At 71.7% G+C, this 23,115-nt stretch carries 21 protein-coding genes; 1 reads left to right on the top strand and 20 read right to left on the bottom strand.

All coding sequences use genetic code 11. The annotated features are described in order from the left end of the window. Positions 1-20: 20 nt before the first annotated feature. The 8 genes from pyrF to pyrR form a co-directional block, all read right to left on the bottom strand. Positions 21-857: an orotidine-5'-phosphate decarboxylase gene (pyrF, locus tag PV364_RS33300; protein WP_319664325.1), complete on the bottom strand. Its 837-nt coding sequence runs from the start codon at positions 855-857 to the stop codon at positions 21-23. Continuing rightward, positions 854-1,966 (bottom strand): quinone-dependent dihydroorotate dehydrogenase, encoded by a 1,113-nt coding sequence (locus PV364_RS33305; protein ID WP_319664327.1) that lies wholly within the window; start codon positions 1,964-1,966, stop codon positions 854-856. Before PV364_RS33305 ends, pyrF begins: the two co-directional genes overlap by 4 nt. Positions 1,967-2,043: 77 nt before the next feature. Further along, positions 2,044-5,355, bottom strand: a complete 3,312-nt coding sequence (gene carB, locus PV364_RS33310) for a carbamoyl-phosphate synthase large subunit (RefSeq protein ID WP_319664329.1) — start codon at positions 5,353-5,355, stop codon at positions 2,044-2,046. Continuing rightward, positions 5,348-6,487 carry a glutamine-hydrolyzing carbamoyl-phosphate synthase small subunit gene (gene carA, locus PV364_RS33315; RefSeq protein WP_319664330.1) on the bottom strand — a complete coding sequence of 380 codons (1,140 nt, stop codon included), beginning with the start codon at positions 6,485-6,487 and terminating at the stop codon, positions 5,348-5,350. Before carA ends, carB begins: the two co-directional genes overlap by 8 nt. Beyond that, on the bottom strand, positions 6,484-7,056 hold the full coding sequence (locus tag PV364_RS33320) for a hypothetical protein (RefSeq protein WP_319664332.1): 573 nt from the start codon (positions 7,054-7,056) through the stop codon (positions 6,484-6,486). The genes carA and PV364_RS33320 overlap by 4 nt, the downstream gene beginning before the upstream one ends. Next, positions 7,053-8,351, bottom strand: a complete 1,299-nt coding sequence (locus tag PV364_RS33325; protein WP_319664334.1) for a dihydroorotase — start codon at positions 8,349-8,351, stop codon at positions 7,053-7,055. Before PV364_RS33325 ends, PV364_RS33320 begins: the two co-directional genes overlap by 4 nt. 2 nt (positions 8,352-8,353) lie before the next feature. Beyond that, complete coding sequence (locus tag PV364_RS33330) at positions 8,354-9,334, bottom strand: aspartate carbamoyltransferase catalytic subunit (RefSeq protein ID WP_319664335.1); 981 nt, start codon at positions 9,332-9,334, stop codon at positions 8,354-8,356. Between the two features lie 121 nt (positions 9,335-9,455). Continuing rightward, positions 9,456-10,037: a bifunctional pyr operon transcriptional regulator/uracil phosphoribosyltransferase PyrR gene (gene pyrR / locus PV364_RS33335; RefSeq protein ID WP_319664336.1), complete on the bottom strand. Its 582-nt coding sequence runs from the start codon at positions 10,035-10,037 to the stop codon at positions 9,456-9,458. Between the two features lie 217 nt (positions 10,038-10,254). Between pyrR and PV364_RS33340 the strand changes: the two genes are divergently transcribed. Next, positions 10,255-10,755: a transcriptional regulator gene (locus PV364_RS33340; RefSeq protein ID WP_319134973.1), complete on the top strand. Its 501-nt coding sequence runs from the start codon at positions 10,255-10,257 to the stop codon at positions 10,753-10,755. A gap of 153 nt (positions 10,756-10,908) precedes the next feature. Here the strand turns inward: PV364_RS33340 and nusB are convergent, their stop codons facing one another. From nusB to PV364_RS33400, 12 genes are all read right to left on the bottom strand, one after another. After that, on the bottom strand, positions 10,909-11,355 hold the full coding sequence (nusB, locus tag PV364_RS33345) for a transcription antitermination factor NusB (RefSeq protein WP_319664337.1): 447 nt from the start codon (positions 11,353-11,355) through the stop codon (positions 10,909-10,911). 2 nt (positions 11,356-11,357) lie between these two features. Beyond that, positions 11,358-11,924, bottom strand: coding sequence for an elongation factor P (efp, locus tag PV364_RS33350; RefSeq protein WP_319664338.1), 567 nt, complete (start codon positions 11,922-11,924; stop codon positions 11,358-11,360). A 53-nt stretch (positions 11,925-11,977) separates the two neighbouring features. Next, positions 11,978-13,087: an aminopeptidase P family protein gene (locus PV364_RS33355; RefSeq protein WP_319664339.1), complete on the bottom strand. Its 1,110-nt coding sequence runs from the start codon at positions 13,085-13,087 to the stop codon at positions 11,978-11,980. A gap of 58 nt (positions 13,088-13,145) precedes the next feature. Further along, positions 13,146-13,922 carry an AAA family ATPase gene (locus tag PV364_RS33360; protein ID WP_319664341.1) on the bottom strand — a complete coding sequence of 259 codons (777 nt, stop codon included), beginning with the start codon at positions 13,920-13,922 and terminating at the stop codon, positions 13,146-13,148. Between the two features lie 127 nt (positions 13,923-14,049). Beyond that, positions 14,050-15,153: a 3-dehydroquinate synthase gene (gene aroB, locus PV364_RS33365; protein WP_319664342.1), complete on the bottom strand. Its 1,104-nt coding sequence runs from the start codon at positions 15,151-15,153 to the stop codon at positions 14,050-14,052. Beyond that, entirely contained in the window at positions 15,150-15,665 is a 516-nt protein-coding gene (locus PV364_RS33370; protein WP_319664343.1) for a shikimate kinase, read from the bottom strand. Before PV364_RS33370 ends, aroB begins: the two co-directional genes overlap by 4 nt. Next, the gene (gene aroC, locus PV364_RS33375) at positions 15,662-16,846 is read right to left on the bottom strand and encodes a chorismate synthase (protein ID WP_319664344.1); all 1,185 of its coding nucleotides are present in this window, start codon (positions 16,844-16,846) and stop codon (positions 15,662-15,664) included. Before aroC ends, PV364_RS33370 begins: the two co-directional genes overlap by 4 nt. Before the next feature lie 140 nt (positions 16,847-16,986). Then, positions 16,987-17,823 (bottom strand): shikimate dehydrogenase, encoded by an 837-nt coding sequence (locus tag PV364_RS33380; protein ID WP_319664346.1) that lies wholly within the window; start codon positions 17,821-17,823, stop codon positions 16,987-16,989. Beyond that, on the bottom strand, positions 17,823-19,550 hold the full coding sequence (gene mltG, locus PV364_RS33385; RefSeq protein WP_319664347.1) for an endolytic transglycosylase MltG: 1,728 nt from the start codon (positions 19,548-19,550) through the stop codon (positions 17,823-17,825). Before mltG ends, PV364_RS33380 begins: the two co-directional genes overlap by 1 nt. Positions 19,551-19,681: 131 nt before the next feature. Beyond that, positions 19,682-20,155 (bottom strand): Holliday junction resolvase RuvX, encoded by a 474-nt coding sequence (gene ruvX, locus PV364_RS33390; RefSeq protein WP_319664349.1) that lies wholly within the window; start codon positions 20,153-20,155, stop codon positions 19,682-19,684. Then, positions 20,155-22,824 carry an alanine--tRNA ligase gene (gene alaS, locus PV364_RS33395; RefSeq protein ID WP_319664351.1) on the bottom strand — a complete coding sequence of 890 codons (2,670 nt, stop codon included), beginning with the start codon at positions 22,822-22,824 and terminating at the stop codon, positions 20,155-20,157. The genes ruvX and alaS overlap by 1 nt, the downstream gene beginning before the upstream one ends. Further along, on the bottom strand, positions 22,824-23,114 hold the full coding sequence (locus tag PV364_RS33400) for a DUF6167 family protein (RefSeq protein WP_319664352.1): 291 nt from the start codon (positions 23,112-23,114) through the stop codon (positions 22,824-22,826). Before PV364_RS33400 ends, alaS begins: the two co-directional genes overlap by 1 nt. Position 23,115 lies beyond the last annotated feature (1 nt).

Genomic DNA, 23,115 nt, shown 5'->3' on the forward strand with positions numbered 1-23,115 from the left:
GTTTCCGGACGTCTTGACTCCTACTTGACGGCTTCGGCGAGCTGAACGGCCTCCTGCCGGGCCGCTTCACGCAGCGCGGAGACCGACGGGCCGTGCCGCAGAACACCCCGGCTCACGCTGGGTACGACGTTGCGCACCGCGTCCCCGAACACCCTCGGGAGGTCCTTGGCCGTGGCCCCCTGGGCCCCGATTCCGGGGGCGAGGAGGGGGCCGTTCACGGCCAATTCCACGCCGGCCCGGTCCAGGGTGGCGCCGACGACCGCGCCGACCGAGCCGAGGGGCGTGGCGCCCGCGTTCTCGGCGGCGATGTGGTCCAGCATCACCTGTGCGAGCGACCTGCCGTCCGGCGCGGTTGACCGCTGCACCTCCGCGCCCTCCGGATTGGAGGTCAGCGCCAGCACGAAGACGCCGCTGCCGCTCGCGCGCGCCGCGTCCAGGGCCGGGCGCAGGGAGCCGAAGCCCAGGTAGGGGCTGACGGTGACGGCGTCGGAGAAGAGCGGGGACGCCGGGTCGAGGTAGGTCGCGGCGTACGCGTCCATGGTGGAGCCGATGTCGCCGCGCTTGGCGTCCATCACCACCAGGGCGCCCGCGGCGCGGGCGTCGGCGACCGCCCGCTCCAGGACGGCGATGCCGCGTGAGCCGAAGCGCTCGAAGAAGGCGCTCTGCGGCTTCAGCACGGCCACGCGGTCGGCGAGGGCCTCCACGACGGTGCGGGTGAAGCGTTCCAGGCCCGCGATGTCGTCGCCCAGGCCCCAGGCGGTGAGCAGGGAGGAGTGCGGGTCGATCCCGACGCACAGCGGGCCGCGGGTGTCCATGGCGCGGCGCAGGCGTGCGCCGAAGGGCTCGGGGCTGGTCACGGGGTGGCTGCCTTCCGGGTGTCGGCGCCGACGGCGTCGGCGAGGGTGGCGTACGGGCTGTTCTTCAGGCGGCTCGCGAGGCCGCGGTGGACCGTGCGGCACCAGAAGGGGCCCTGATAGATGAAGGCGCTGTAGCCCTGGACCAGGGTCGCCCCGGCGAGGATGCGCTGCCACACGTCGTCGGCGGTCTCGACGCCGCCGACCCCCACCAGCGTGATCCGGTCGCCGACCCTGGCGTACAGGCGGCGCAGCACCTCCAGGGAGCGTTCCTTCAGAGGGGCGCCGGACAGGCCGCCCGTCTCCTTGACCAGGCCGGGGTCCGAGCGCAGGCCGAGGCCGTCGCGGGCGATGGTGGTGTTGGTGGCGATGATGCCGTCCAGGCCGAGTTCGAGGGCGAGGTCGGCGACGGCGTCCACGTCCTCGTCGGCAAGATCGGGCGCGATCTTGACGAGCAGCGGGACCCGGCGGCCGGGCACCGTGCGGTCGGCGGCCTCCCGCACGGCGGTGAGCAGCGGCCGCAGGTGGTCGACGGCCTGAAGGTTCCGCAGTCCGGGGGTGTTGGGCGACGAGACGTTGACGACGAGGTAGTCGGCGTGCCGGGCCAGCCGCTCGGTGGACGTCACGTAGTCCGCGACCGCCTCACCCTCGGGGACGACCTTGGTCTTGCCGATGTTGACGCCGACGGTCGTCGGGAAGACCGCCGTGCGGGCGGCCAGGCGCTCGGCCACCGCGGCGGATCCCTCGTTGTTGAAGCCCATGCGGTTGATCAGCGCCCGGTCCTCGATCAGGCGGAACAACCGCTGCCGGGGGTTGCCGGGCTGCGGCTGGGCGGTGACGGTGCCGATCTCGACGTGGTCGAAGCCGAGCATGGTCAGTCCGTCGATGCCGACGGCGTTCTTGTCGAAGCCGGCGGCGAGCCCGAAGGGGCCGTGCATCCGGCGGCCGAGGGCCTCGGTGCGCAGTTCCCGGTACCGGGGCGCGAGGAGCGCGGCGACGAAGGTGCGCAGCACGGGGACGCGGGCGGCGCGGCGGATCCAGCCGAAGGCGAGATGGTGGGCCTGCTCAGGATCCAGGCGTTTGAAGATCAGGCGGAACAGGAGCGCGTACATGGTGCCTCCACGGCGGACGAAGGGCGGGCGGCTCGCCACGAGGGGGGACACCGCGTCGGTGTCCCCCCTCGTGGCCCCTACGCCTCGCGGGCGGCGGTGAGGCGTTCCGCGTGCTCCTGCAGGGAACGGACCCCGACGTCGCCCCGGGCCAGGGCGTCCAGCCCCTGCACCGCGGCGGCGAGCGCCTGCACGGTGGTCAGGCACGGCACGCCGCGGGACACGGCGGCGGTGCGGATGTCGTATCCGTCGAGGCGGCCGCCGGTGCCGAACGGGGTGTTGACGATGAGGTCGATCGCACCGTCGTGGATGAGGTCCACCACGGTCGGCTCGCCGTTCGGGCCGGTGCCCTCGCTCTTCTTGCGCACGACGGTGGCCTCGATGCCGTTGCGCTTGAGCACCTCGGCGGTGCCGGAGGTGGCCAGCAACTCGAAGCCGTGCTCCACCAGGGCCCGGGCCGGGAAGATCAGCGCGCGCTTGTCGCGGTTGGCCACCGAGACGAAGGCGCGGCCCTTGGTCGGCAGCGCGCCGTAGGCACCGGCCTGCGACTTGGCGTACGCCGTGCCGAAGACCGAGTCGATGCCCATGACCTCGCCGGTGGAGCGCATCTCCGGGCCGAGGACGGTGTCCACGCCGCGGCCGTGCACGTCACGGAAGCGGCTCCACGGCAGTACGGCCTCCTTGACGGAGATCGGCGCGTCGAGCGGCAGGGTGCCGCCGTCGCCGTGGGCCGGCAGCAGGCCCTCCGCGCGCAGTTCGGCGACGGTGGCGCCGAGCGAGATGCGGGCGGCGGCCTTGGCCAGCGACACCGCGGTCGCCTTGGAGGTGAACGGCACGGTGCGGGAGGCGCGCGGGTTGGCCTCCAGCACGTACAGGATGTCCCCGGCCAGGGCGAACTGGATGTTGATCAGGCCCTGGACGCCGACGCCCTTGGCGATGGCCTCGGTGGAGGCGCGCAGCCGCTTGATGTCGTGGCCGCCCAGCGTGATCGGGGGCAGCGCGCAGGCGGAGTCGCCGGAGTGGATACCGGCCTCCTCGATGTGCTCCATGACGCCGCCGAGGTAGAGCTCGTGGCCGTCGTAGAGGGCGTCGACGTCGATCTCGATGGCGTCGTCGAGGAAGCGGTCGACCAGGACGGGGCGGTCGGGGCCGATCTCGGTGGACTCCGCGATGTAGGAGGCGAGGCGGGTCTCGTCGTAGACGATCTCCATGCCGCGGCCGCCGAGCACGTACGAGGGGCGCACCAGGACCGGGTAGCCGATCTCGTCGGCGATGGCCTTGGCCTCCTCGAAGGTGGTCGCCGTGCCGTGCTTGGGGGCGGGCAGGCCGGCCTTCGCCAGGACCCGGCCGAAGGCGCCGCGGTCCTCGGCGAGGTGGATGGCCTCGGGCGAGGTGCCGACGACGGGCACGCCGTTGTCCTTCAGTGCCTGCGCGAGGCCCAGCGGGGTCTGGCCGCCGAGCTGGACGACGACGCCCGCGACCGGGCCCGCCTGCTGCTCGGCGTGGACGATCTCCAGGACGTCCTCCAGGGTGAGCGGCTCGAAGTAGAGCCGGTCGGAGGTGTCGTAGTCGGTGGAGACGGTCTCCGGGTTGCAGTTGACCATGACGGTCTCGTAGCCCGCGTCGTGCAGCGCGAAGGAGGCGTGCACACAGGAGTAGTCGAACTCGATGCCCTGGCCGATGCGGTTCGGGCCGGAGCCGAGGATGATCACGGCGGGCCTCTCGCGCGGCGCGACCTCGGTCTCCTCGTCGTAGGACGAGTAGAAGTACGGGGTGCGGGCGGCGAACTCGGCGGCGCATGTGTCGACCGTCTTGTAGACCGGGCGGACGCCGAGCGCGTGCCGGACCTCGCGGACGACGTCCTCGCGCAGCCCGCGGACGGCGGCGATCTGGGCGTCGGAGAAGCCGTAGCGCTTGGCCTCGGCCAGCAGCTCGGGGTCGAGCTTGCCGGCGGCGGCCAGTTCGTCGGCGATCTCCTTAATCAGGAAGAGCTGGTCGACGAACCAGGGGTCGATCCTCGTCGCGTCGAAGACCTCCTCCGGCGTGGCTCCGGCCCGGATCGCCTGCATGACGGTGTTGATCCGGCCGTCGGTGGGGCGCCCGGCGGCGAGCAGCAGCTCGCCCTTGTCGCCCGGTTCGCCGGCGAAGGCGAACTGGCTGCCCGCCTTCTCCAGCGAGCGCAGCGCCTTCTGCAGCGCCTCGGGGAAGTTGCGGCCGATCGCCATGGCCTCGCCGACCGACTTCATGGTGGTGGTGAGGGTGGAGTCGGCGGCCGGGAACTTCTCGAAGGCGAAGCGCGGCACCTTGACGACGACGTAGTCGAGCGTCGGCTCGAAGGACGCCGGCGTCTGCTCGGTGATGTCGTTGGGGATCTCGTCGAGGGTGTAGCCGACGGCCAGCTTGGCGGCGATCTTGGCGATCGGGAAGCCGGTCGCCTTCGAGGCGAGCGCGGAGGAGCGGGAGACCCGGGGGTTCATCTCGATGACGATGACCCGGCCGTCCTCGGGGTCGACCGCGAACTGGATGTTGCAGCCGCCGGTGTCCACGCCGACCTCGCGGATCACGGCGATGCCGATGTCGCGCAGGGTCTGGTACTCGCGGTCGGTCAGCGTCATCGCGGGCGCCACCGTGATGGAGTCGCCGGTGTGCACGCCCATGGGGTCGAAGTTCTCGATGGAGCAGACGACCACGACGTTGTCGTTCTTGTCGCGCATGAGCTCCAGCTCGTACTCCTTCCAGCCGAGGATGGACTCCTCCAGGAGCACCTCGGTGGTCGGGGAGAGCGTGAGTCCCTGGCCGGCGATGCGGCGCAGCTCCTCCTCGTCGTGGGCGAAGCCGGAGCCGGCGCCGCCCATGGTGAAGGAGGGGCGGACGACGACCGGGTAGCCGCCGAGGGTGTCGACGCCGGCGATCACCTCGTCCATGGTGTGGCAGATGACCGAGCGGGCGGACTCGCCGTGGCCGATCTTGGCGTTGACGGCCCGGACGACGTCCTTGAACAGGTCGCGGTCCTCGCCCTTGTTGATGGCCTCGACATTGGCGCCGATCAGCTCGACGCCGTACTTGTCGAGGACTCCCGCCGTGTGCAGCGAGATCGCGGTGTTGAGCGCGGTCTGGCCACCCAGGGTGGGCAGCAGCGCGTCCGGGCGCTCCTTGGCGATGATCTTCTCGACGAACTCCGGGGTGATCGGCTCCACATAGGTGGCGTCGGCGATCTCCGGGTCGGTCATGATCGTGGCCGGGTTGGAGTTGACCAGGATCACCCGCAGGCCCTCGGCGCGCAGGACGCGGCACGCCTGGGTGCCGGAGTAGTCGAACTCCGCTGCCTGGCCGATAACGATCGGGCCGGAGCCGATGACCAGGACGGACTGGATATCGGTGCGCTTAGGCACGCTGGCCCTCCATGAGCTTCACGAAGCGGTCGAACAGGTACGCGGCGTCGTGCGGACCCGCTGCGGCCTCGGGGTGGTACTGGACGCTGAAGGCGGGGGTGTCGAGCAACCGCAGGCCCTCGACCACGTTGTCGTTGAGGCAGACGTGGGAGACCTCCACCCGCCCGTACGGGGTGTCGGTGACCTGGTCGAGCGGCGCGTCCACGGCGAATCCGTGGTTGTGGGCGGTCACCTCGACCTTGCCGGTGGAACGGTCCTGCACCGGCTGGTTGATGCCGCGGTGGCCGTACTTGAGCTTGTACGTGCCGAAACCGACCGCCCGGCCGAGGAGTTGGTTGCCGAAGCAGATGCCGAACAGCGGGGTCTTCCGCTCCAGGACGCCCCGGATGACGGTCAGGTCGGCGGTGGCCGGGTCACCGGGGCCGTTGGAGAGGAAGACGCCGTCGGGGCCGGCCGCGTAGACCTCCTCCAGGGAGGCGCCCGCGGGCAGGACGTGCACCTCGATGCCACGCTCGGCCATGCGCTGCGGCGTCATGCCCTTGATGCCGAGGTCCAGGGCGACGACGGTGAACTTCTTCTCGCCGATGGCCGGGACGACGTACGGCTCCTTGGTGGCGACCTCCGCGGACAGGTCGGCACCCGCCATCTGCGGGGCGGCCTGCACCTCGGCCAGGAGCGCGGCCTCGTCGGTGTGCGCCTTGTCGCCGGAGAAGATACCGACGCGCATGGCGCCGCGCTCGCGCAGGTGGCGGGTGAGGGCGCGGGTGTCGATGCCGCTGATGCCGACGACCCCCTGCCGGGTCAGTTCCTCGTCCAGGGTGCGCCGCGCGCGCCAGTTGGAGGACACCCGGGCGGGGTCGCGGACGACGTAGCCGGCCACCCAGATGCGGGAGGACTCCGGGTCCTCGTCGTTGACCCCGGTGTTGCCCACGTGCGGGGCGGTCATCACGACGACCTGGCGGTGGTACGAAGGGTCGGTCAGCGTTTCCTGGTAGCCGGTCATGCCGGTGGAGAAGACGGCCTCGCCGAAGGTCTCCCCCACGGCCCCGTAGGCGCGGCCGCGGAAGGTGCGGCCGTCCTCCAGGACGAGTACGGCAGGGACCCTGGCGGGCCGCTGGGTGGAGGTCGTCATCGTGCGCCTTCCTGCTCGTGCGTAAGGGTGTTCAGGGCCTCGACCCACGCGATGTGCTCGGCGGAGCGGTCGGAGCGGAAGCCTGAGTCGATCTCCCGGTCGCCGTGCGCCCAGGTGATCACCAGCAGGCCGCCCTCGGTGAGGACCTTGCCCGCGATGCCCTTGTCGAGGCGGGCGCCGCGCAGGGCACCGGCCGGGATGAAGAAGTCCGGCGCGCCGGTGCGGACGACGTCGACGCCCCGGTCGGTCAGGGTGAGCTCGGCGCGGCTGCGCACGCCCAGCCCCTGGGCGACGATGCGGTCCAGCCACTGCCCCGCGGTGGTGCTGCCGTGGTAGCGGCCGTCCATGGTCAGCAGGACCGGTCGCGGCTCGCCCTGCTCGTCGGGGGCCGTGGGGAGGGTCGGCACGTCGCCCTGGAGGGTGCCACGCCACTTCCAGCCCTGCCGCATCAGCCAGTAGACGAGGACGATGAACAGCAGCAGGCCGACGACCCAGCCGATGCGGGAGGACCAGTCGGTGACCTGGGCGGAGTGCTTTCCCTCCGCCGCGATGAGTACCAGAGGTGTCACGAGAGCTTCCCGTCCATGACCGTCGCCTTGCCCCGCAGGAACGTGGCGAACACCTGGCCCGGCAGCTCCAGACCCTCGTAGGGGGTGTTGCGGCTGCGGGAGGCGAAGCCCGCGGGACTCACCACACCACGGTATGCCGGATCCACGAGCGTCAGGTTGGCGGGCTCGCCGGCCGAGACGGGACGCCCGTGGCCGGACAGCCGCCCGATGGCGGCCGGGCGGAAGGACATGCGGTCGGCGACGCCGGCCCAGTCGAGCAGCCCGGTGTCGACCATGGCGTGCTGGACGACCGACAGCGCGGTCTCCAAGCCGATCATGCCCATGGCCGCGGCGCCCCACTCGCAGTCCTTGTCCTCGTGCGGGTGGGGGGCGTGGTCGGTGGCCACGCAGTCGATGGTGCCGTCGGCCAGCGCCTCGCGCAGGGCCATGACGTCGGCCTCGGTGCGCAGCGGCGGGTTGACCTTGTAGACGGGGTTGTAGGTGCGCACCAGCTCGTCGGTGAGCAGCAGGTGGTGCGGGGTGACCTCGGCGGTCACGTCCCAGCCCTTGGACTTGGCCCAGCGGACGATCTCCACCGAGCCGGCCGTGGACAGGTGGCAGATGTGCACACGCGAGCCGACGTGGGCGGCGAGCAGCACGTCGCGGGCGATGATCGACTCCTCGGCGACGGCCGGCCAGCCGGTCAGCCCCAGCTCGCCGGAGACGACGCCCTCGTTCATCTGGGCGCCCTCGGTCAGCCGCGGCTCCTGGGCGTGCTGGGCGACGACGCCGTCAAAGGCCTTCACGTACTCCAGGGCGCGGCGCATGATGACCGCGTCGTCCACGCACTTGCCGTCGTCGGAGAAGACCCGCACCCCGGCCGCGGAGTCGGCCATCGCGCCGAGCTCGGCGAGCTTCTTGCCCTCCAGGCCCACGGTGACGGCGCCGACCGGCTGGACGTCGCAGTAGCCGTGCTCGCGGCCGAGCCGCCAGACCTGCTCGACGACGCCGGCGGTGTCGGCCACCGGGAAGGTGTTGGCCATCGCGTGCACGGCGGTGTAACCGCCGACGGCCGCCGCCTTGGTGCCGGTGAGGACGGTCTCGGAGTCCTCGCGGCCGGGCTCGCGCAGATGGGTGTGGAGGTCGACCAGCCCCGGCAGCAGGACCATGTTCCCGGCCTCGACGACGGCGGCACCCTCGGGGGCGGTCAGCCCCACGCCGATTCCGGCGATCGTCTCGCCCTCGATCAGGACGTCCTGCGGGTCTCCGCCCAGGATCCTCGCGCCGCGGATCAGCGTCCTCGGGGTCGCGCTCATGTTCACTTGTTCTCCTCAGCGGTGCGGGCGGGGGCGGGGCCGGAGACGGCGGGCTCGGCGCCGCCGAGCAGCAGGTACAGGACGGCCATGCGGATGCTCACGCCGTTCCTGACCTGCTCGACGGCGGTGCAGCGCGGCGAGTCCGCGACGTCGGCGGTGATCTCCATGCCGCGGTTCATCGGTCCGGGGTGCATGACGACGGCGTGCTCCGGCAGGGCGGCCATCCGTAGGCCGTCGAGGCCGTAGCGGCGGGAGTACTCGCGCTCGGTCGGGAAGAAGGCGGCGTTCATGCGCTCGCGCTGGACGCGCAGCATCATGACCGCGTCGGTCTTGGCGAGCACCGCGTCCAGGTCGTACGAGACCTCGCAGGGCCAGTTCTCGACGCCGATCGGCAGCAGGGTGGGCGGCGCCACCAGGGTGACCTCGGCGCCGAGGGTGTTCAGCAGCAGCACATTGGAGCGCGCCACACGGCTGTGCAGCACGTCGCCCACCACGGTGACGCGCCGGCCCGCCAGGTCGCGGCCGGGGCCCGACAGGTGGCGGCGCATGGTGAAGGCGTCCAGCAGTGCCTGGGTGGGGTGCTCGTGGGTGCCGTCGCCCGCGTTGACCACGCTGCCGCCGATCCAGTCGGAGTACGCGAGGCGGTGCGGGGCGCCGGACATGTGGTGCCGGATGACGACGGCGTCGGCGCCCATCGCCTCCAGGGTGAGGGCGGTGTCCTTCAGCGACTCGCCCTTGGAGACCGAGGACCCCTTGGCCGAGAAGTTGATCACGTCGGCCGACAGTCGCTTGGCGGCGGCCTCGAAGGAGATGCGGGTGCGGGTCGAGTCCTCGAAGAAGAGGTTGACGACCGTGCGGCCGCGCAGGGTGGGGAGCTTCTTGATGGGGCGGTCGGCGACGCGGGCCATCTCCTCGGCGGTGTCGAGCACGAGGAGGGCGTCGTCGCGGGTGAGGTCGGCCGCCGAGATCAGGTGGCGCTTCATCGGTCACTCCGGAGGATGCGTGCGGGGGCGGGCAGAGGGGCGGCACGCGGCGTCTCCCGGACGGCTCGTGCCGGGGGACGGGCGGGCATGGCTGTGCCCCGGGAGACGGGGCGGAGCCGCGCTACTCGTCCGCCGGGGAGCCGTCGCGTACGCCGAGCAGGACGCAGTCGCGCCCGTCCTCCTCGGTCAGGTGGACCTTGACGGTCTCGCGCAGCGAGGTGGGGATGTTCTTGCCGACGTAGTCGGCACGGATGGGCAGCTCGCGGTGGCCGCGGTCGACCAGGACGGCCAGCTGCACCGCGCGCGGGCGGCCGATGTCGTTCAGCGCGTCGAGGGCGGCCCGGATCGTGCGGCCGGAGAAGAGCACGTCGTCCACGAGGACGACCAGGCGGCGGTCCACGCCGTCGGCAGGGATCTCTGTGCGGGCGAGCGCGCGGGCCGGGCCGAGCCGCAGGTCGTCGCGGTACATGGTGATGTCGAGCGAGCCGACCGGGACCTTGGCCCCGGTGATGCCGTCGAGCTTGTCGGCGAGTCTGCGGGCCAGGTGGACGCCGCGGGTCGGAATGCCGAGGAGCACCACGTCGTCGGCGCCCTTGGCGCGTTCGACGATCTCGTGGGCGATGCGGGTCAGCACCCGCTCGATGTCCTGCGCCTCCAGCACGGGCCGGGACGGCACCGTTGAGGCCTCGCTGTGTGCGGCCATGGAAAAGGGACCCCCTTCCCCGCCTCACAGGACGGGTCTTAAAGGACGCCAAAACGTACAGGAACACCGTACCAGCCCCGCTGACCTGCCCGGTCGCGGGTGACGCGCCGATGACCTCGCTCGTCCGGGGGACCGGTGTGGACCATTCGGCTTGACGGATTCCAATTACGCTGCGTAACCTCACAGTGAGTTACTGAGTTTCCGTCCGGGGAGCGTTATGTCCAGCGATTACGCCAAACAGCTCGGAGCGAAGCTCCGTGCCATCCGCACACAGCAGGGACTCTCCCTCCACGGCGTCGAGGAGAAGTCCCAGGGGCGCTGGAAGGCCGTCGTGGTCGGCTCGTACGAGCGTGGGGACCGCGCGGTCACGGTGCAGCGGCTCGCCGAGCTCGCCGACTTCTACGGCGTGCCGGTCCAGGAGCTGCTGCCCGGTTCCGCGCCCGGTGGTGCTGCCGAGCCGCCGCCGAAGCTCGTCCTCGATCTCGAGCGCCTCAGCCAGGTGCCGTCCGACAAGGCCGGCCCGCTGCAGAGGTACGCCGCGACGATCCAGAGCCAGCGCGGTGACTACAACGGCAAGGTGCTGTCGATCCGCCAGGACGACCTGCGCACCCTCGCCGTCATCTACGACCAGTCGCCCTCGGTCCTGACCGAGCAGCTCATCGGCTGGGGCGTCCTCGACGCGGACGCACGGCGCGCGGTGCAGCACGAGGAGGGCTGACACCCTCGGGAAGCAGAAACGTTCACGCCCCTGTGCGGTGGCCTTTCGGACACCGCACGGGGGCGCTTGTGTTCCGGGCCGGAAGACCCCGGACGGCGGCACGCAGCGGGCCCGGAACGCGATGGCGTTCCGGGCCCGCGGGCTCTGGGAGGCTCAGTCCTCGTCCGTGCGCGGAACCTCGCGCAGGCTCGGCTTGAGCTCCTTCAGGCGCGCCAGCAGGCCGTTCACGAACGACGGCGAGTCGTCCGTGGAGAACTCCTTGGCCAGCTGCACGGCCTCGTCCAGGGCGACGGCGTCGGGGACGTCGTCCTCCCAGATCAGCTCGTAGGCACCGAGCCGCAGGATGTTGCGGTCGACGACCGGCATCCGGTCGAGGGACCAGCCCACGGCGTGCTTCGAGAGCAGTTCGTCGATCCGCTTCGCCCGTTCGGCGTAACCCTCGACGAGTTTCATGGTGTATTCGCTGACCGGCGGCTGCCGGTCGTCGGTGCGGGCGAGCCTGATCCAGTCCGCCATGGCGGTCTTGGGGTCGACGCCCCGCTGCTCCGCCTCGAAGAGGATCTGGAAGGCGCGCTTGCGGGCCTTGTTGCGGGCGGCCACGGTTAGCTGGTCACCCGGCCGAGGTAGTCACCCGTGCGGGTGTCGACCTTGATCTTCTCACCGGTGGTGATGAAGAGCGGGACGCCGATCTCGTAACCGGTCTCCAGCTTGGCCGGCTTGGTGCCACCGGTGGAGCGGTCGCCCTGGACGCCCGGCTCGGTGTACTCGATGACCAGCTCGACCGCGGCCGGGAGCTCGATGTAGAGGGGCGCGCCCTCGTACATGGCGACGACGGCCTCGAAGCCCTCCAGGAGGAAGTGGGCGGCGTCGCCGACGACCTCGGGGGTGATGTAGATCTGGTCGTACGTGTCCATGTCCATGAACACGAAGCTCTCGCCGTCCTTGTAGGAGAACTGCATCCCGCGCTTGTCGACGTTGGCCGTCTCGACCTTCACGCCGGCGTTGAAGGTCTTGTCGACGACCTTGCCGGAGAGCACGTTCTTGAGCTTCGTACGGACGAAGGCGGGGCCCTTGCCGGGCTTGACGTGCTGGAACTCGACTACGGACCAGAGCTGGCCGCCGTCGAGCTTGAGCACGAGGCCGTTCTTGAGGTCGTTCGTGGTGGCCACGGTTGCGGAATCTCCTGCACTGCTGCTTCGGGGACCAAACAGGTGCCCGCCCGCTACAGGGCGAGCAGCTCCTTGGTCGTGATGGTGAGTAGCTCGGGCCCGCCGTCCGTCGGGGGACGCACGACGAGTGTGTCGTCGATCCGGACACCGCCGCGGCCCGGGAGGTGGACCCCCGGTTCGACGGTGACCGGCACGCAAGCGTCCAGTTTACCCATGGCGGCAGGCGACAACCGAGGGTCCTCGCCGATCTCCAGGCCGACCCCGTGTCCCGTGCTCTCCCCCAGGGCGTCGCCGTACCCGCCCGCCTCCAGGACGTGCCGGGCGGCATGGTCCACGTCGCGGCACGCGGCCCCCGGCAGCAGTGCCTCCCGGCCGGCCCGCTGGGCGGCGAAGACGAGGTCGTACAGCTCGATCTGCCAGTCGGCGGGGGACGTGCCGATGACGAAGGTACGGCCGACCTCGCAGCGGTAGCCGCGGTAGCAGGCGCCCAGCCGCACGGTCAGGAAGTCGCCCTCCTCGACCCGCCGGTCGGTGGGCAGATGGCGCGAGGCGCCCGAGTGCGGCCCGGTGCCGACGCAGGTGGGGAAGGCGGGACCGTCGGCGCCGTGGTCGATGAGGCGCCGTTCCAGCTCCAGTGCGAGATGGCGCTCGGTGCGCCCGACCAGGATGGACTCCAGGAGCTCGCTGAGGGCCTGGTCGGCGATCTCGGCGGCGATGCGCAGGGCGGAGATCTCCTGCTCGTCCTTGACCAGCCGGAGCTGCTCCACGGCCGTCCCGAGGTCGGTGAGGCGGACACCGGGTGCGGCCGCGCCCATCGCGCGGTGCCGGGCCACGGTGAGGTGGTGCTCCTCCACGGCCACGGCCTCGGCCTTGCGCTCGGCGGCCAGGCCCGCGGCGGCGACGGCGGGGTCGGCGTCGGGGGACGGCAGTACGACCGCGCGCACGTCGTCGGGGAGACGGCCCTCGGCGAGGTCGCCGGAGGGGTGGCGCCCGTGCACCAGGACGTCCTCGGGGCCCGGGGTGAGCAGCAGCACCGTGCCGGGCGGGGCGCAACCGGTCAGGTAGCGGACGTTCGCGGGGCGGGAGACCAGCGCCGCCGCCGCTCCGGACGCCGCGCATCGGTCCCGCAACCGTTCCCTGCGGGCAGCGTGCACCTCGGACATGTGGTGAGCGTACGTCGGGTCCCGCCGCTCGGCCTGTCGAGCCGGGCCGCCGGACGGGCTACCAGGCGGGCGGGCCCTGCGCGCTGCGGGTGACCACGCTGTCGAGGGCGGCGGCCGCCGAGGGCACGTCCAGGTGCGAGTTGTCGATGATCGGCAGCCCGGAACCGTACCAGCCGGCCATCCGGCCGTGGATGCGGGCGACCTCCTCGTCGGTCAGCCGCCGGTTGCCGGTGCGCTGGGCGTTGCGGGCGAGCACGACGTCGAGGCCGGGGAGCAGCACGACGGGCAGCAGGCCTGGGCCGACGTGGCGCTTCCAGCCGCCGAGGCCGACCACGGGCCGGTCGGGGAAGACCGCGTCGTCGATGATGCAGGAGATGCCGTTCGCCAGGAAGTTGCGGGCGGCGAAGCCGCAGGTACGGCGGGCGAGACGGTACTGCGCCTCGGAGTGGTCGTTCCAGCCCGACTGGGGGTCGGCGAAGCCGGAGCGGACCCATTCGCGCACGTCGTCCAGGCTGATGTGGGCGGTGGGGACACCGCGGTGGTCGGCCCAGTGGCGGGCGATGGTGGTCTTCCCGGCCCCCGCGGCGCCGATCAGCAGGACGGCGACGGGGCCGTGGCCGGGGCGCGGACGCGGGCCGCCGGGGCTCGTACCGGGGTCGGCTCCGGGCTGGTGCACCTGCTCGGGCGGCTGTCCCGGGTGCTGGACCGGGGCTCCGGCCGCCATCGGGAAGTGGCCGGTCGGGCCGGTCGCCGCCGGGGGCGGCGGCCCCGGCCGGCCGGCCGCCGGCTGTCCGCCGTGCGGCGGTGGCAGAGGCGCGCCCACGCCATGCTGCATCGCGGCCACTCCGTCCCGTACAAGTGCTTTCAGGTTCGACCGAACGGTACCGTCAACGGCCCTAGTTGTGTGAACGGCCGGGTCACCCGCGGGGTGCCCGGCCGTTCGGCGACAGTGGTGCCGGTGGCTACTTGGAGATCTCCGCGTAGGCGGCGAGGAGTACCGCCGGGTCGGGTGCCTCCAGCACGGCGGGCTTGGCGAGGGCGTCCAGGACGATGAAGCGGAGCCGGTCGCCGCGGGACTTCTTGTCGACCCTCATGGTCTCCAGCAAACGCGGCCACTGGTCGCCGCGGTACGTCAGCGGCAGTCCCACCGACTCCAGCACCGTGCGGTGGCGGTCCGCGGTGGCGTCGTCCAGCCGCCCGGCGAGACGGCCGAGTTCGGCGGCGAAGACCATGCCGATGGAGACGGCCGCGCCGTGCCGCCAGTCGTACCGCTCGTTCTTCTCGATGGCGTGGCCGAGGGTGTGGCCGTAGTTGAGGATCTCCCGCAGACCCGACTCCTTGAGGTCCGCGGAGACCACCTCGGCCTTGACCCGGATGGCCCGCTCGATCAGCTCGGCGGTGTGGGCGCCCTCGGGGGTGCGCGCGGCGGCCGGGTCGCCCTCGATCAGGTCGAGGATGACCGGGTCGGCGATGAAGCCCGCCTTGATGATCTCCGCGAGGCCGCTGACGTAGTCGTTGACCGCGAGGGACTCCAGGGCGGCGAGATCGCACAGCACGCCGGCGGGCGGGTGGAAGGCGCCGACGAGGTTCTTGCCCTCGGCGGTGTTGATGCCGGTCTTGCCGCCGACGGCGGCGTCCACCATGCCCAGCACCGTGGTCGGGACCGCGATCCAGCGGACACCGCGCAGCCAGGTGGCGGCGACGAAGCCGGCCAGGTCGGTGGTGGCGCCGCCGCCGACGCCGACGACCACGTCCGTGCGGGTGAACCCGGACTGGCCGAGCGCCCGCCAGCAGTACGCGGCGACCTCGGCCGTCTTGGCCTCCTCCGCGTTCGGCACCTGGATGGCGACGGCCTCGTAGCCCTGCTCGGCCAGGTCGTCCCGGAGCGCCTCGCCGGTGGCGGAGAGCGCCTCGGGGTGGATGACGGCGACCCGCGCCGCCTTGTCACCGATCAGGCCGGGCAGCTCCCCGAGCAGTTGCCGGCCGACCAGGACCTCGTAGGGCTCGGTGCCCGCGCTGCCCCCGACCGGGATGCGAACGGTGGCGTGGGCGGCGTGCTCGGTCATGCGGTCTTCAGCTCCAGTGCGTCCAGGACGGCGTCGGCGACGTCCTCGGGGGTACGGTCCTGCGTGCTCACCACGGCGCGGGCGACCTCGGTGTAGAGCGGGCGCCGGGCGTCCATCAGCTCCCGCCACTGCCGCCGCGGGTTGACGGCGAGCAGCGGCCGGGCGGCGTCGAGCCCGACGCGCCTGACGGCCTCGGCGACGTCCATGTCGAGGAAGACCACGGGCAGGCCCGCGAGCAGCTTCCGGGTGTCCTCGCTGAGGACGGCGCCGCCGCCGAGCGCGAGCACCCCGGGGTGCTCGGCCAGCGCGGCCCGCACCGCCCGGGCCTCCAGGGCCCGGAAGTGCTCCTCGCCGTCCTCCACGAAGATGTCGGAGATCGGGCGACCCTCGGCCGCGACGATGTCCGCGTCGGTGTCGCGGCAGGTCACACCGAGGCGTTCGGCCAGCAGTTCGCCCACGGTGGTCTTGCCGACGCCCATCGGCCCGACCAGGACGACGACCGGCGCGCTCACCGGATCGCCAGGTGGTCGAGGTAGCCGCGCACATTGCGGCGGGTCTCGGTGACGCTGTCGCCGCCGAACTTCTCGGCGACCGCGTCGGCCAGCACCAGGGCGACCATCGCCTCGGCCACGATGCCCGCGGCCGGGACGGCGCAGACGTCGGAACGCTGGTGGTGGGCCTGGGTCGCCTCGCCGGTGGCCACGTCCACGGTGGCCAGGGCGCGCGGAACGGTGGCGATGGGCTTCATCGCGGCGCGCACGCGGAGCAGTTCACCGGTGGACAGGCCGCCCTCGGTGCCGCCGGAGCGGCCGGAGGAACGGCGGATGCCGTCGGGGGTGGCCAGGATCTCGTCGTGCGCCTTGGAGCCGGGGACGCGGGCGAGCTCGAAGCCGTCGCCGACCTCGACGCCCTTGATGGCCTGGATGCCCATGAGGGCCGCGGCCAGGCGCGCGTCCAGACGGCGGTCCCAGTGGACGTGGCTGCCGAGGCCGACCGGCACGCCGTACGCCAGCACCTCGACGACGCCGCCGAGGGTGTCGCCGTCCTTGTGGGCTTGGTCGATCTCCGCGATCATCCGCTTGCTCGCGTCGGAGTCGAGGCAGCGCACGGGGTCGGCGTCGAGCTTCTCGACGTCGGCCGGAGTGGGCAGGACGCCGTACGGAGCCTTGGCCGAGGCGAGTTCCACCACGTGGGAGACGATCTCGATGCCGGCCGTCTCCTTGAGGTAGGAGCGGGCCACGGCGCCCAGCGCGACGCGGGCGGCGGTCTCACGGGCGGAGGCGCGCTCCAGGATCGGCCGGGCCTCGTCGAAGCCGTACTTCTGCATGCCGGCGAGGTCGGCGTGACCGGGGCGCGGGCGGGTCAGCGGGGCGTTGCGGGCGAGTCCGGCGAGGATCTCGGGGTCGACCGGGTCGGCCGACATGACCTGCTCCCACTTGGGCCACTCGGTGTTCCCGACCATGATCGCGACCGGCGAGCCCATGGTCAGCCCGTGGCGGACGCCGCCGAGGAAGGTGACCTGGTCCTGCTCGAACTTCATGCGGGCACCGCGGCCATAGCCCAGCCGGCGCCGCGCGAGGTGGTCCGCCACCATAACGGTGGTGATCGGCACACCGGAGGGCAGTCCCTCCAGCGTCGCGACGAGTGCGGGGCCGTGCGACTCCCCCGCGGTCAGCCAGCGCAACGTGCTCAACGGTGCTCGCTCCTTCTCCATGGGCCGGCCCGCGGCCAGGCGGGCCGGACCGGCCGTGCGTACTCCGATCCTTTCACGTTCGTGCGCGAGGGCCGAGCACGGTCCGCCGAGCGGACACCGGGCGTCGCCGGTGCGGAGTGTCAGGAGCGGTGCAGCGCCGCCTCGCCCGCGGCGCGCATCGCCGCCAGGGGGGCGGGCCGGCGGCCGGTCATCAGCTCCACCTGGAGCACCGCCTGGTGCACGAGCAGGTCGAGCCCGCCGACCAGCGCTCCCCCGCGGGCGGACCACGCGGCGGCCAGTGCCGTCGGCCAGGGGTCGTACAGCACGTCGAACAGCGTGCCCGGGGCCCGCGGCACCGCCGCGGCGAGCGCGTCCGTGGCGCCGGCCGGGGTCGTGGCGACCACCAAAGGCGCGTCGAAGGCGCGGTGCGCGTCCTCCCATGCGGCGGTGCGCACGGGCACGCCCAGCCGCTCGCCCCAGTGCCGCATCTCGGCCGCGCGGGCCGTGCTGCGCACATAGGCGGTGACCTCGCCGTCGCAGATCTGCGCCAGCGCGGCCAGGGCGGAGGACGCGGTCGCGCCCGCTCCCAGGACCGCGGCCGCCGCCACCCGCTCGACGCCGCGCTCGCGCAGGGCCGCCGCCATGCCGGGGATGTCGGTGTTGTCACCCGTGCGGCGGCCGTCCTCGGCGAACACCACGGTGTTGACGGCCTCCACCGACGCCGCAGTGTCGGTGATCCCGTCGAGCAACGGGATCACCGCGCGTTTCAGCGGCATCGTCAGCGACAGCCCGGCCCAGCGCCCGCCGCCCTGCCCCAGTTCCGTCAGGAATCCGGGCAGGGCCTGCTCGCCGACGTCGAACCGGTCGTACGTCCAGTCGTCCAGGCCCAGCTCCGCGTAGGCGGCGCGGTGCAGGACGGGCGACAAGGAGTGGGCGATGGGCGAACCGAGGACCGCCGCCCGCTTGCCGTCAGCCATCAACCGCCGTGCTCCCGCTGGTACTTGTTGAAGTCCTGCACGTTCTTGTCGTGCTCGGCCTGGCTGTCGGTGAAGCGCGTGTCACCCGGCTTGACCGTCACGAAGAACAGCCAGTTGCCCTTCGTCGGATGCAGCGCCGCCTCGATCGCCTGGTGCCCGGGGTTGCCGATCGGCCCCGGCGGCAGGCCCTTGTGGTTGTACGTGTTGTACGGCGACGGGTCCTTGGTGTCGGCCGTCGACGTGTTGAGCGTGCTGCGGCCCTTGGCGTAGTTGATCGTCGAGTCGAAGCCCAGCGGCATGTACTTGTCGAGGCGGTTGTAGATGACGCGCGAGACCTTGCCGAACTCGTCGTCCTCCTTCGCCTCGGCCTGCACCAGGCTGGCGATGGTGATGACCTGGTGCGGAGTCATGCCGACCTTCTTGGCCTGCGCCTGGAGGTCGTCCTTCTCGTACTCCGCGGTGGCCTGCTTGACCATCTGCTTCAGCAGGTCCTCGGGCTTCATGTCCTTGCCGATGCTGTAGCGGGACGGGAAGAGGAATCCTTCCAGCGGGTCCTTTATGTCGGATCCGTCGTCCGCCCAGGAGGGCATGCCGAGCTTGTCGGCATCGGTCGTGGCGACCTTCTTCGTGGTGCCCTCGTCCAGTCCCAGCTTGGCGTCGATGGTCGAGTAGATCTGCGCGTCCCGCAGGCCCTCGGCGATGATCAGCACGTTCTGCGACTTGGGGTCGAGCATCATCTTCACGGCGCTCGCGGCGGACATCTCCTTCTTGAGGACGTACACGCCGGCCTGGATGAGGTTGCCCTTGGGGTTCTGGCTCGAGGCGGTGGTGAACGCGTCGACGCTCTTGACCACACCGGCCTTCTTGAGGATGTTGCCGATCTCGATGCCACTGGCACCCTGCGGGATCTCGACCTGCACCTCTCCGGTGCCCTGGCCCGCGAAGTCGGGCGCCGGGCCGAAGTGCGACTGGTAGTACGAGTAGCCGAAGTACGTCACACCGGCCAGGCCGCCGCCGAGCACCACGAGCACGACCAGGCAGGCCATGCCGCTGCGGCGCTTCTTGCCGCCTCCCTTGCCCGCTTTGCCGCCACGGCGGTCGCCGCGGCCGGAGGCCTGGTCGTCGTCGTCCTCGTCGTCGTCACCGCCGCCCGAGAAGAAGGCGTGGTCGTCGGCGGCCTCCGTCTCGTCGTCCCACTCGGGACGGGACGGTTCGGGCTGCCGGCGCTGCGGTTGCGGGCGTTGGGGCTGGGGCTGCGGGCGCTGCGGGACCTGCTGCGGGGGCGCCTGCTCGTACCCCTGCGGGGCCTGCTGCTGCTCCTGATACCGCTGGTCCGGCGGCTGCGGGGGCGGGTAGCCGTTCTGGCCGTAGTAGTCCGGCTGCTGCGGCTGGCCTCCGTAGGGGTCGCCGCCGTAACCGGCCGGGGTGCCCCAGGAGTCGTACTGCTGCTGGGCGTCGTACGGGTACTGGGGCTGCTGGCCGGTGCCGCCGTACGGGTCGTAGCCGCCCTGCTGCTGGTAGTGCGCCTGCGGGTGCTGCTGCTGGGGCTGGGCCTGAGGCTGGGGGTACTGCTGTTGCTGCTGGGAATACTGCTGCGGGTACTGCTGCTGTTGTTGCTGCTGGGGATGCTGCTGCTGCGGGTGCTGCTGTTGGCCCCACTGATCACCGAAGAGAGGGTCTTCGGGGTGCCATGCTTCGGAGCCTGAGCTCCGGCCATAGTCAGTCATCGATCCCCTACGGTTCGGTTCGCGAGGCGGCAACAGGCCGGCGCTTGTGACGCGGCCCAGGTCGGCCGGCCCTGGGCACCCCGGCTCCACTGCGGAGCCGCTGTGTCGCGCGGAACGTTACCGTACCGCGATCAGATAAAAGGTTCGACGCTCTCTCCAGGAGCTTTCCCGGACACCCGTTCGGTCTCCAGGGCACTCTGCAGGATAACGACAGCGGCAGCCTGATCGACGACCGAACGTCCCTTCTTCGCCGATACTCCCGAAGCGCGCAGCCCCTGGGTGGCGGTCACCGTGGTCATCCGCTCGTCCACCAGCCGCACCGGGACCGGCGAGATGATCTTAGCCATATCCTCGGCGAAGCCGCGTGCCTTGGCCGCGGCCGGCCCCTCCCGCCCGCTGAGCGAGCGGGGCAGGCCGACCAGCACCTCGATCGGCTCGTACTCCTCGACGATCTGCGCGATCCGCCGGCGCGCGGCCGGGACGTCCCGGCCGGGCACCGTTTCGACCGGCGTGGCGAGGACCCCGTCGGGGTCGCACGAGGCGACCCCGATGCGGGCGTCCCCGACGTCGATCGCGATCCTGCGACCCCTGCGCACGAGCGACATCAGGCCGTCTCGGCGACCAGTCGCTGCACCGCGGCGACGGCGTCGCCGACGGCGTCGGCGTTCTGGCCGCCGCCCTGGGCGACGTCCGGCTTGCCGCCACCGCCACCGCCGAGGGTCTTGGCGGCGGTGCGGACCAGGTCGCCGGCCTTCAGGCCGCGCTCGCGGGCCGCCTCGTTGGTGGCGATCACGGTCAGCGGGCGGTCGTTGGCAACGGTGAACAGCGCCACGACGGCCGGGCGGCCACCGGTGATCCGCTGGCGGACGTCCAGGACGAGCTTGCGCAGGTCGTCGGCGCTCGTGCCGTCCGGGACCTGCCCGGTCACCACGGCGACGCCCTTGACGTCCTGGGCGGACTCGGCGAGCCCGGCGGCGGCCTGCAGCACCTTCTCGGCGCGGAAGCGCTCGATCTCCTTCTCGGCGTCCTTGAGCTTGGAGAGCATGCCGGCGATCTTCTCCGGCAGCTCCTCCGGGCGGCCCTTGACCAGCTGCTGGAGCTGGGCGACGACCGTGTGCTCGCGGGCGAGGAAGTTGTACGCGTCGACGCCGACCAGGGCCTCGACACGGCGCACGCCGGAACCGATCGAGGACTCGCCGAGCAGCTTCACCAGGCCCAGCTGGGCGGTGTTGTGGACGTGCGTGCCGCCGCACAGCTCCTTGGAGTAGTCGCCGATGGTCACGACGCGCACCCGCTCGCCGTACTTCTCGCCGAACTCGGCGATGGCGCCCGCCTTCTTGGCCTCGTCGATGCTCATGATCTCGGCGGTGACGTCGAGTTCACGGGAGAGGACGGCGTTGATCTTCTGCTCGACGTCCGTCAGCACGCTGCCCGGCACGGCCGCCGGCGAGCCGAAGTCGAAGCGGAAGCGGCCCGGGGAGTTCTCCGAACCGGCCTGCGCGGCCGTCGGGCCGAGGGCGTCGCGCAGCGCCTGGTGCGTGAGGTGCGTGGCGCTGTGGGCGCGGGCGATGGCGCGGCGGCGGCCCAGGTCGATCTTGGCCAGCACGCCGGATCCGACGGTGACCTCGCCGACCTGCACGCTGCCCTTGTGCACGGTGACGCCCGGCACGGGCTGCTGCACGTCGCGGACCTCGATGACGGCGCCGGAGTCGGTGCGGATGCGGCCGGTGTCGGCGAGCTGACCGCCGCCCTCGGCGTAGAAGGGGGTGCGGTCGAGGATGACCTCGACCTCGTCGCCCTCGTTGGCGGCAGGCGACGGCACGCCGTCCACCAGCAGGCCGACGACGTTGGCCTCGCCCTCGTTGTCGCTGTAGCCGGTGAACACGGTCGTGCCCGCGGAGTCGGCGACCGAGCGGTAGGCCGACAGGTCGGCGTGGCCGCTCTTCTTCACCAGGGCGTCGGCCTTCGCGCGGTCCCGCTGCTCCTTCATCAGGCGGCGGAAGCCCTCCTCGTCCACCGACAGGCCCTGCTCGGAGGCCATTTCGAGGGTGAGGTCGATCGGGAAGCCCCACGTGTCGTGGAGCAGGAAGGCCTTGTCGCCGGGCAGCACGGACGAGCCGGCGGCCTTGGTCTCCGTGACGGCCGTGTCGAGGATGTTGGTGCCGGCCTTCAGCGTCTTGAGGAAGGCGTTCTCCTCGGCGACGGCGACCGTCTCGATGCGCTTGCGGTCCTGGACCAGCTCCGGGTACTGCTGGCCCATCGTCTTGATGACGGCGTCCACCAGGTCGAGGACGACCGCGTCGGTGGCACCCAGCAGGCGCATGTTGCGGATGGCGCGGCGCATGATGCGGCGCAGCACGTAGCCGCGGCCCTCGTTTCCGGGGGTGACGCCGTCGCCGACGAGCATGACGGACGTGCGCATGTGGTCGGCGACCACGCGCAGCGAGACGTCGGACTCGTGGGCGGCACCGTAGGCGACGCCGGTGAGCTCGGTGGCCTTGTCGATGACGACCCGCAGGGTGTCGGTCTCGTACATGTTCCGCACGTCCTGCAGGATCATGGCGAGACGCTCGAGACCGAGGCCGGTGTCGATGTTCTTGGCGGGCAGGTCGCCGAGGATCGGGAACTCCTCCTTGCCGGTGCCCTCCCCGCGCTCGTACTGCATGAAGACCAGGTTCCAGATCTCCACGTACCGCTCGTCGTTGACCGCCGGGCCGCCCTCGACGCCGAACTCGGGGCCGCGGTCGTAGTTGATCTCGGAACACGGACCGCAGGGGCCGGGGACGCCCATGGACCAGAAGTTGTCCTTCATGCCCAGGCGCTGGATGCGCTCGGCAGGCACGCCCACGACGTCGCGCCAGATCTGCTCGGCCTCGTCGTCGTCCTTGTAGACGGTGATCCACAGCCGCTCGGGGTCGAGGCCGTAACCGCCGTCCGCCACGGGAGTGGTGAGCAGCTCCCAGGCGAACTTGATGGCGCCTTCCTTGAAGTAGTCGCCGAAGGAGAAGTTGCCGCACATCTGGAAGAAGGTGCCGTGCCGCGTGGTCTTGCCGACCTCTTCGATGTCGGGCGTGCGGACGCACTTCTGCACGCTGGTGGCGCGCGGGAAGGGCGGCTTGACCTCACCCAGGAAGTAGGGCTTGAACGGGACCATGCCCGCAGGCACCAGAAGAAGGGTCGGGTCGTCGGCGATGAGCGACGCCGACGGCACGACGGTGTGCCCGCGCTCCTCGAAGAAGCGCAGCCAGCGGCGGCGGATTTCTGCCGACTCCATCAGTGATCGTCCTTCCGGTGGTGGTACGTGATCGCCGGCCGCTGTGCCGGCATGTCGAGTTCGGGGGCCGTGCGGCCCAGTTGGTCGTTGAGCTGGTCCTCGCGCTCGGCCATGCCGGCGCGGACGTCCTGCGCGAAGGTGCGCAGCCGGCCCCCGGCCTCCAGTGCCTTGTCGGCCGCCTTGGCGGCGAGGCTCTCCGGGGTCAGGCTGCGAATGGTGCGGTGGACCTTGGTGGTGGCCCACACTCCGGCGGCGGCACCGGCGGTGAACCAGAAGGCACGGCGGAACATG

The sequence above is a fragment of the Streptomyces sp. MI02-7b genome (genome assembly GCF_033793585.1).
GTDB lineage: Bacteria > Actinomycetota > Actinomycetes > Streptomycetales > Streptomycetaceae > Actinacidiphila.

Coding starts and splice junctions, on each gene's coding strand:
- PV364_RS33400 (WP_319664352.1), bottom strand. CDS start 23,114: ATGTTCCGCCGTGCCTTCTGGTTCACCGCCGGTGCCGCCGCCGGAGTG.
- alaS (WP_319664351.1), bottom strand. CDS start 22,824: ATGGAGTCGGCAGAAATCCGCCGCCGCTGGCTGCGCTTCTTCGAGGAG.
- aroB (WP_319664342.1), bottom strand. CDS start 15,153: ATGACCGAGCACGCCGCCCACGCCACCGTTCGCATCCCGGTCGGGGGC.
- carA (WP_319664330.1), bottom strand. CDS start 6,487: ATGACGACCTCCACCCAGCGGCCCGCCAGGGTCCCTGCCGTACTCGTC.
- PV364_RS33325 (WP_319664334.1), bottom strand. CDS start 8,351: ATGAGCGCGACCCCGAGGACGCTGATCCGCGGCGCGAGGATCCTGGGC.
- pyrR (WP_319664336.1), bottom strand. CDS start 10,037: ATGGCCGCACACAGCGAGGCCTCAACGGTGCCGTCCCGGCCCGTGCTG.
- PV364_RS33380 (WP_319664346.1), bottom strand. CDS start 17,823: ATGGCTGACGGCAAGCGGGCGGCGGTCCTCGGTTCGCCCATCGCCCAC.
- PV364_RS33355 (WP_319664339.1), bottom strand. CDS start 13,087: ATGTCCGAGGTGCACGCTGCCCGCAGGGAACGGTTGCGGGACCGATGC.
- PV364_RS33305 (WP_319664327.1), bottom strand. CDS start 1,966: ATGTACGCGCTCCTGTTCCGCCTGATCTTCAAACGCCTGGATCCTGAG.
- PV364_RS33330 (WP_319664335.1), bottom strand. CDS start 9,334: ATGAAGCGCCACCTGATCTCGGCGGCCGACCTCACCCGCGACGACGCC.
- PV364_RS33360 (WP_319664341.1), bottom strand. CDS start 13,922: ATGCAGCATGGCGTGGGCGCGCCTCTGCCACCGCCGCACGGCGGACAG.
- ruvX (WP_319664349.1), bottom strand. CDS start 20,155: ATGTCGCTCGTGCGCAGGGGTCGCAGGATCGCGATCGACGTCGGGGAC.
- PV364_RS33340 (WP_319134973.1), top strand. CDS start 10,255: ATGTCCAGCGATTACGCCAAACAGCTCGGAGCGAAGCTCCGTGCCATC.
- mltG (WP_319664347.1), bottom strand. CDS start 19,550: ATGACTGACTATGGCCGGAGCTCAGGCTCCGAAGCATGGCACCCCGAA.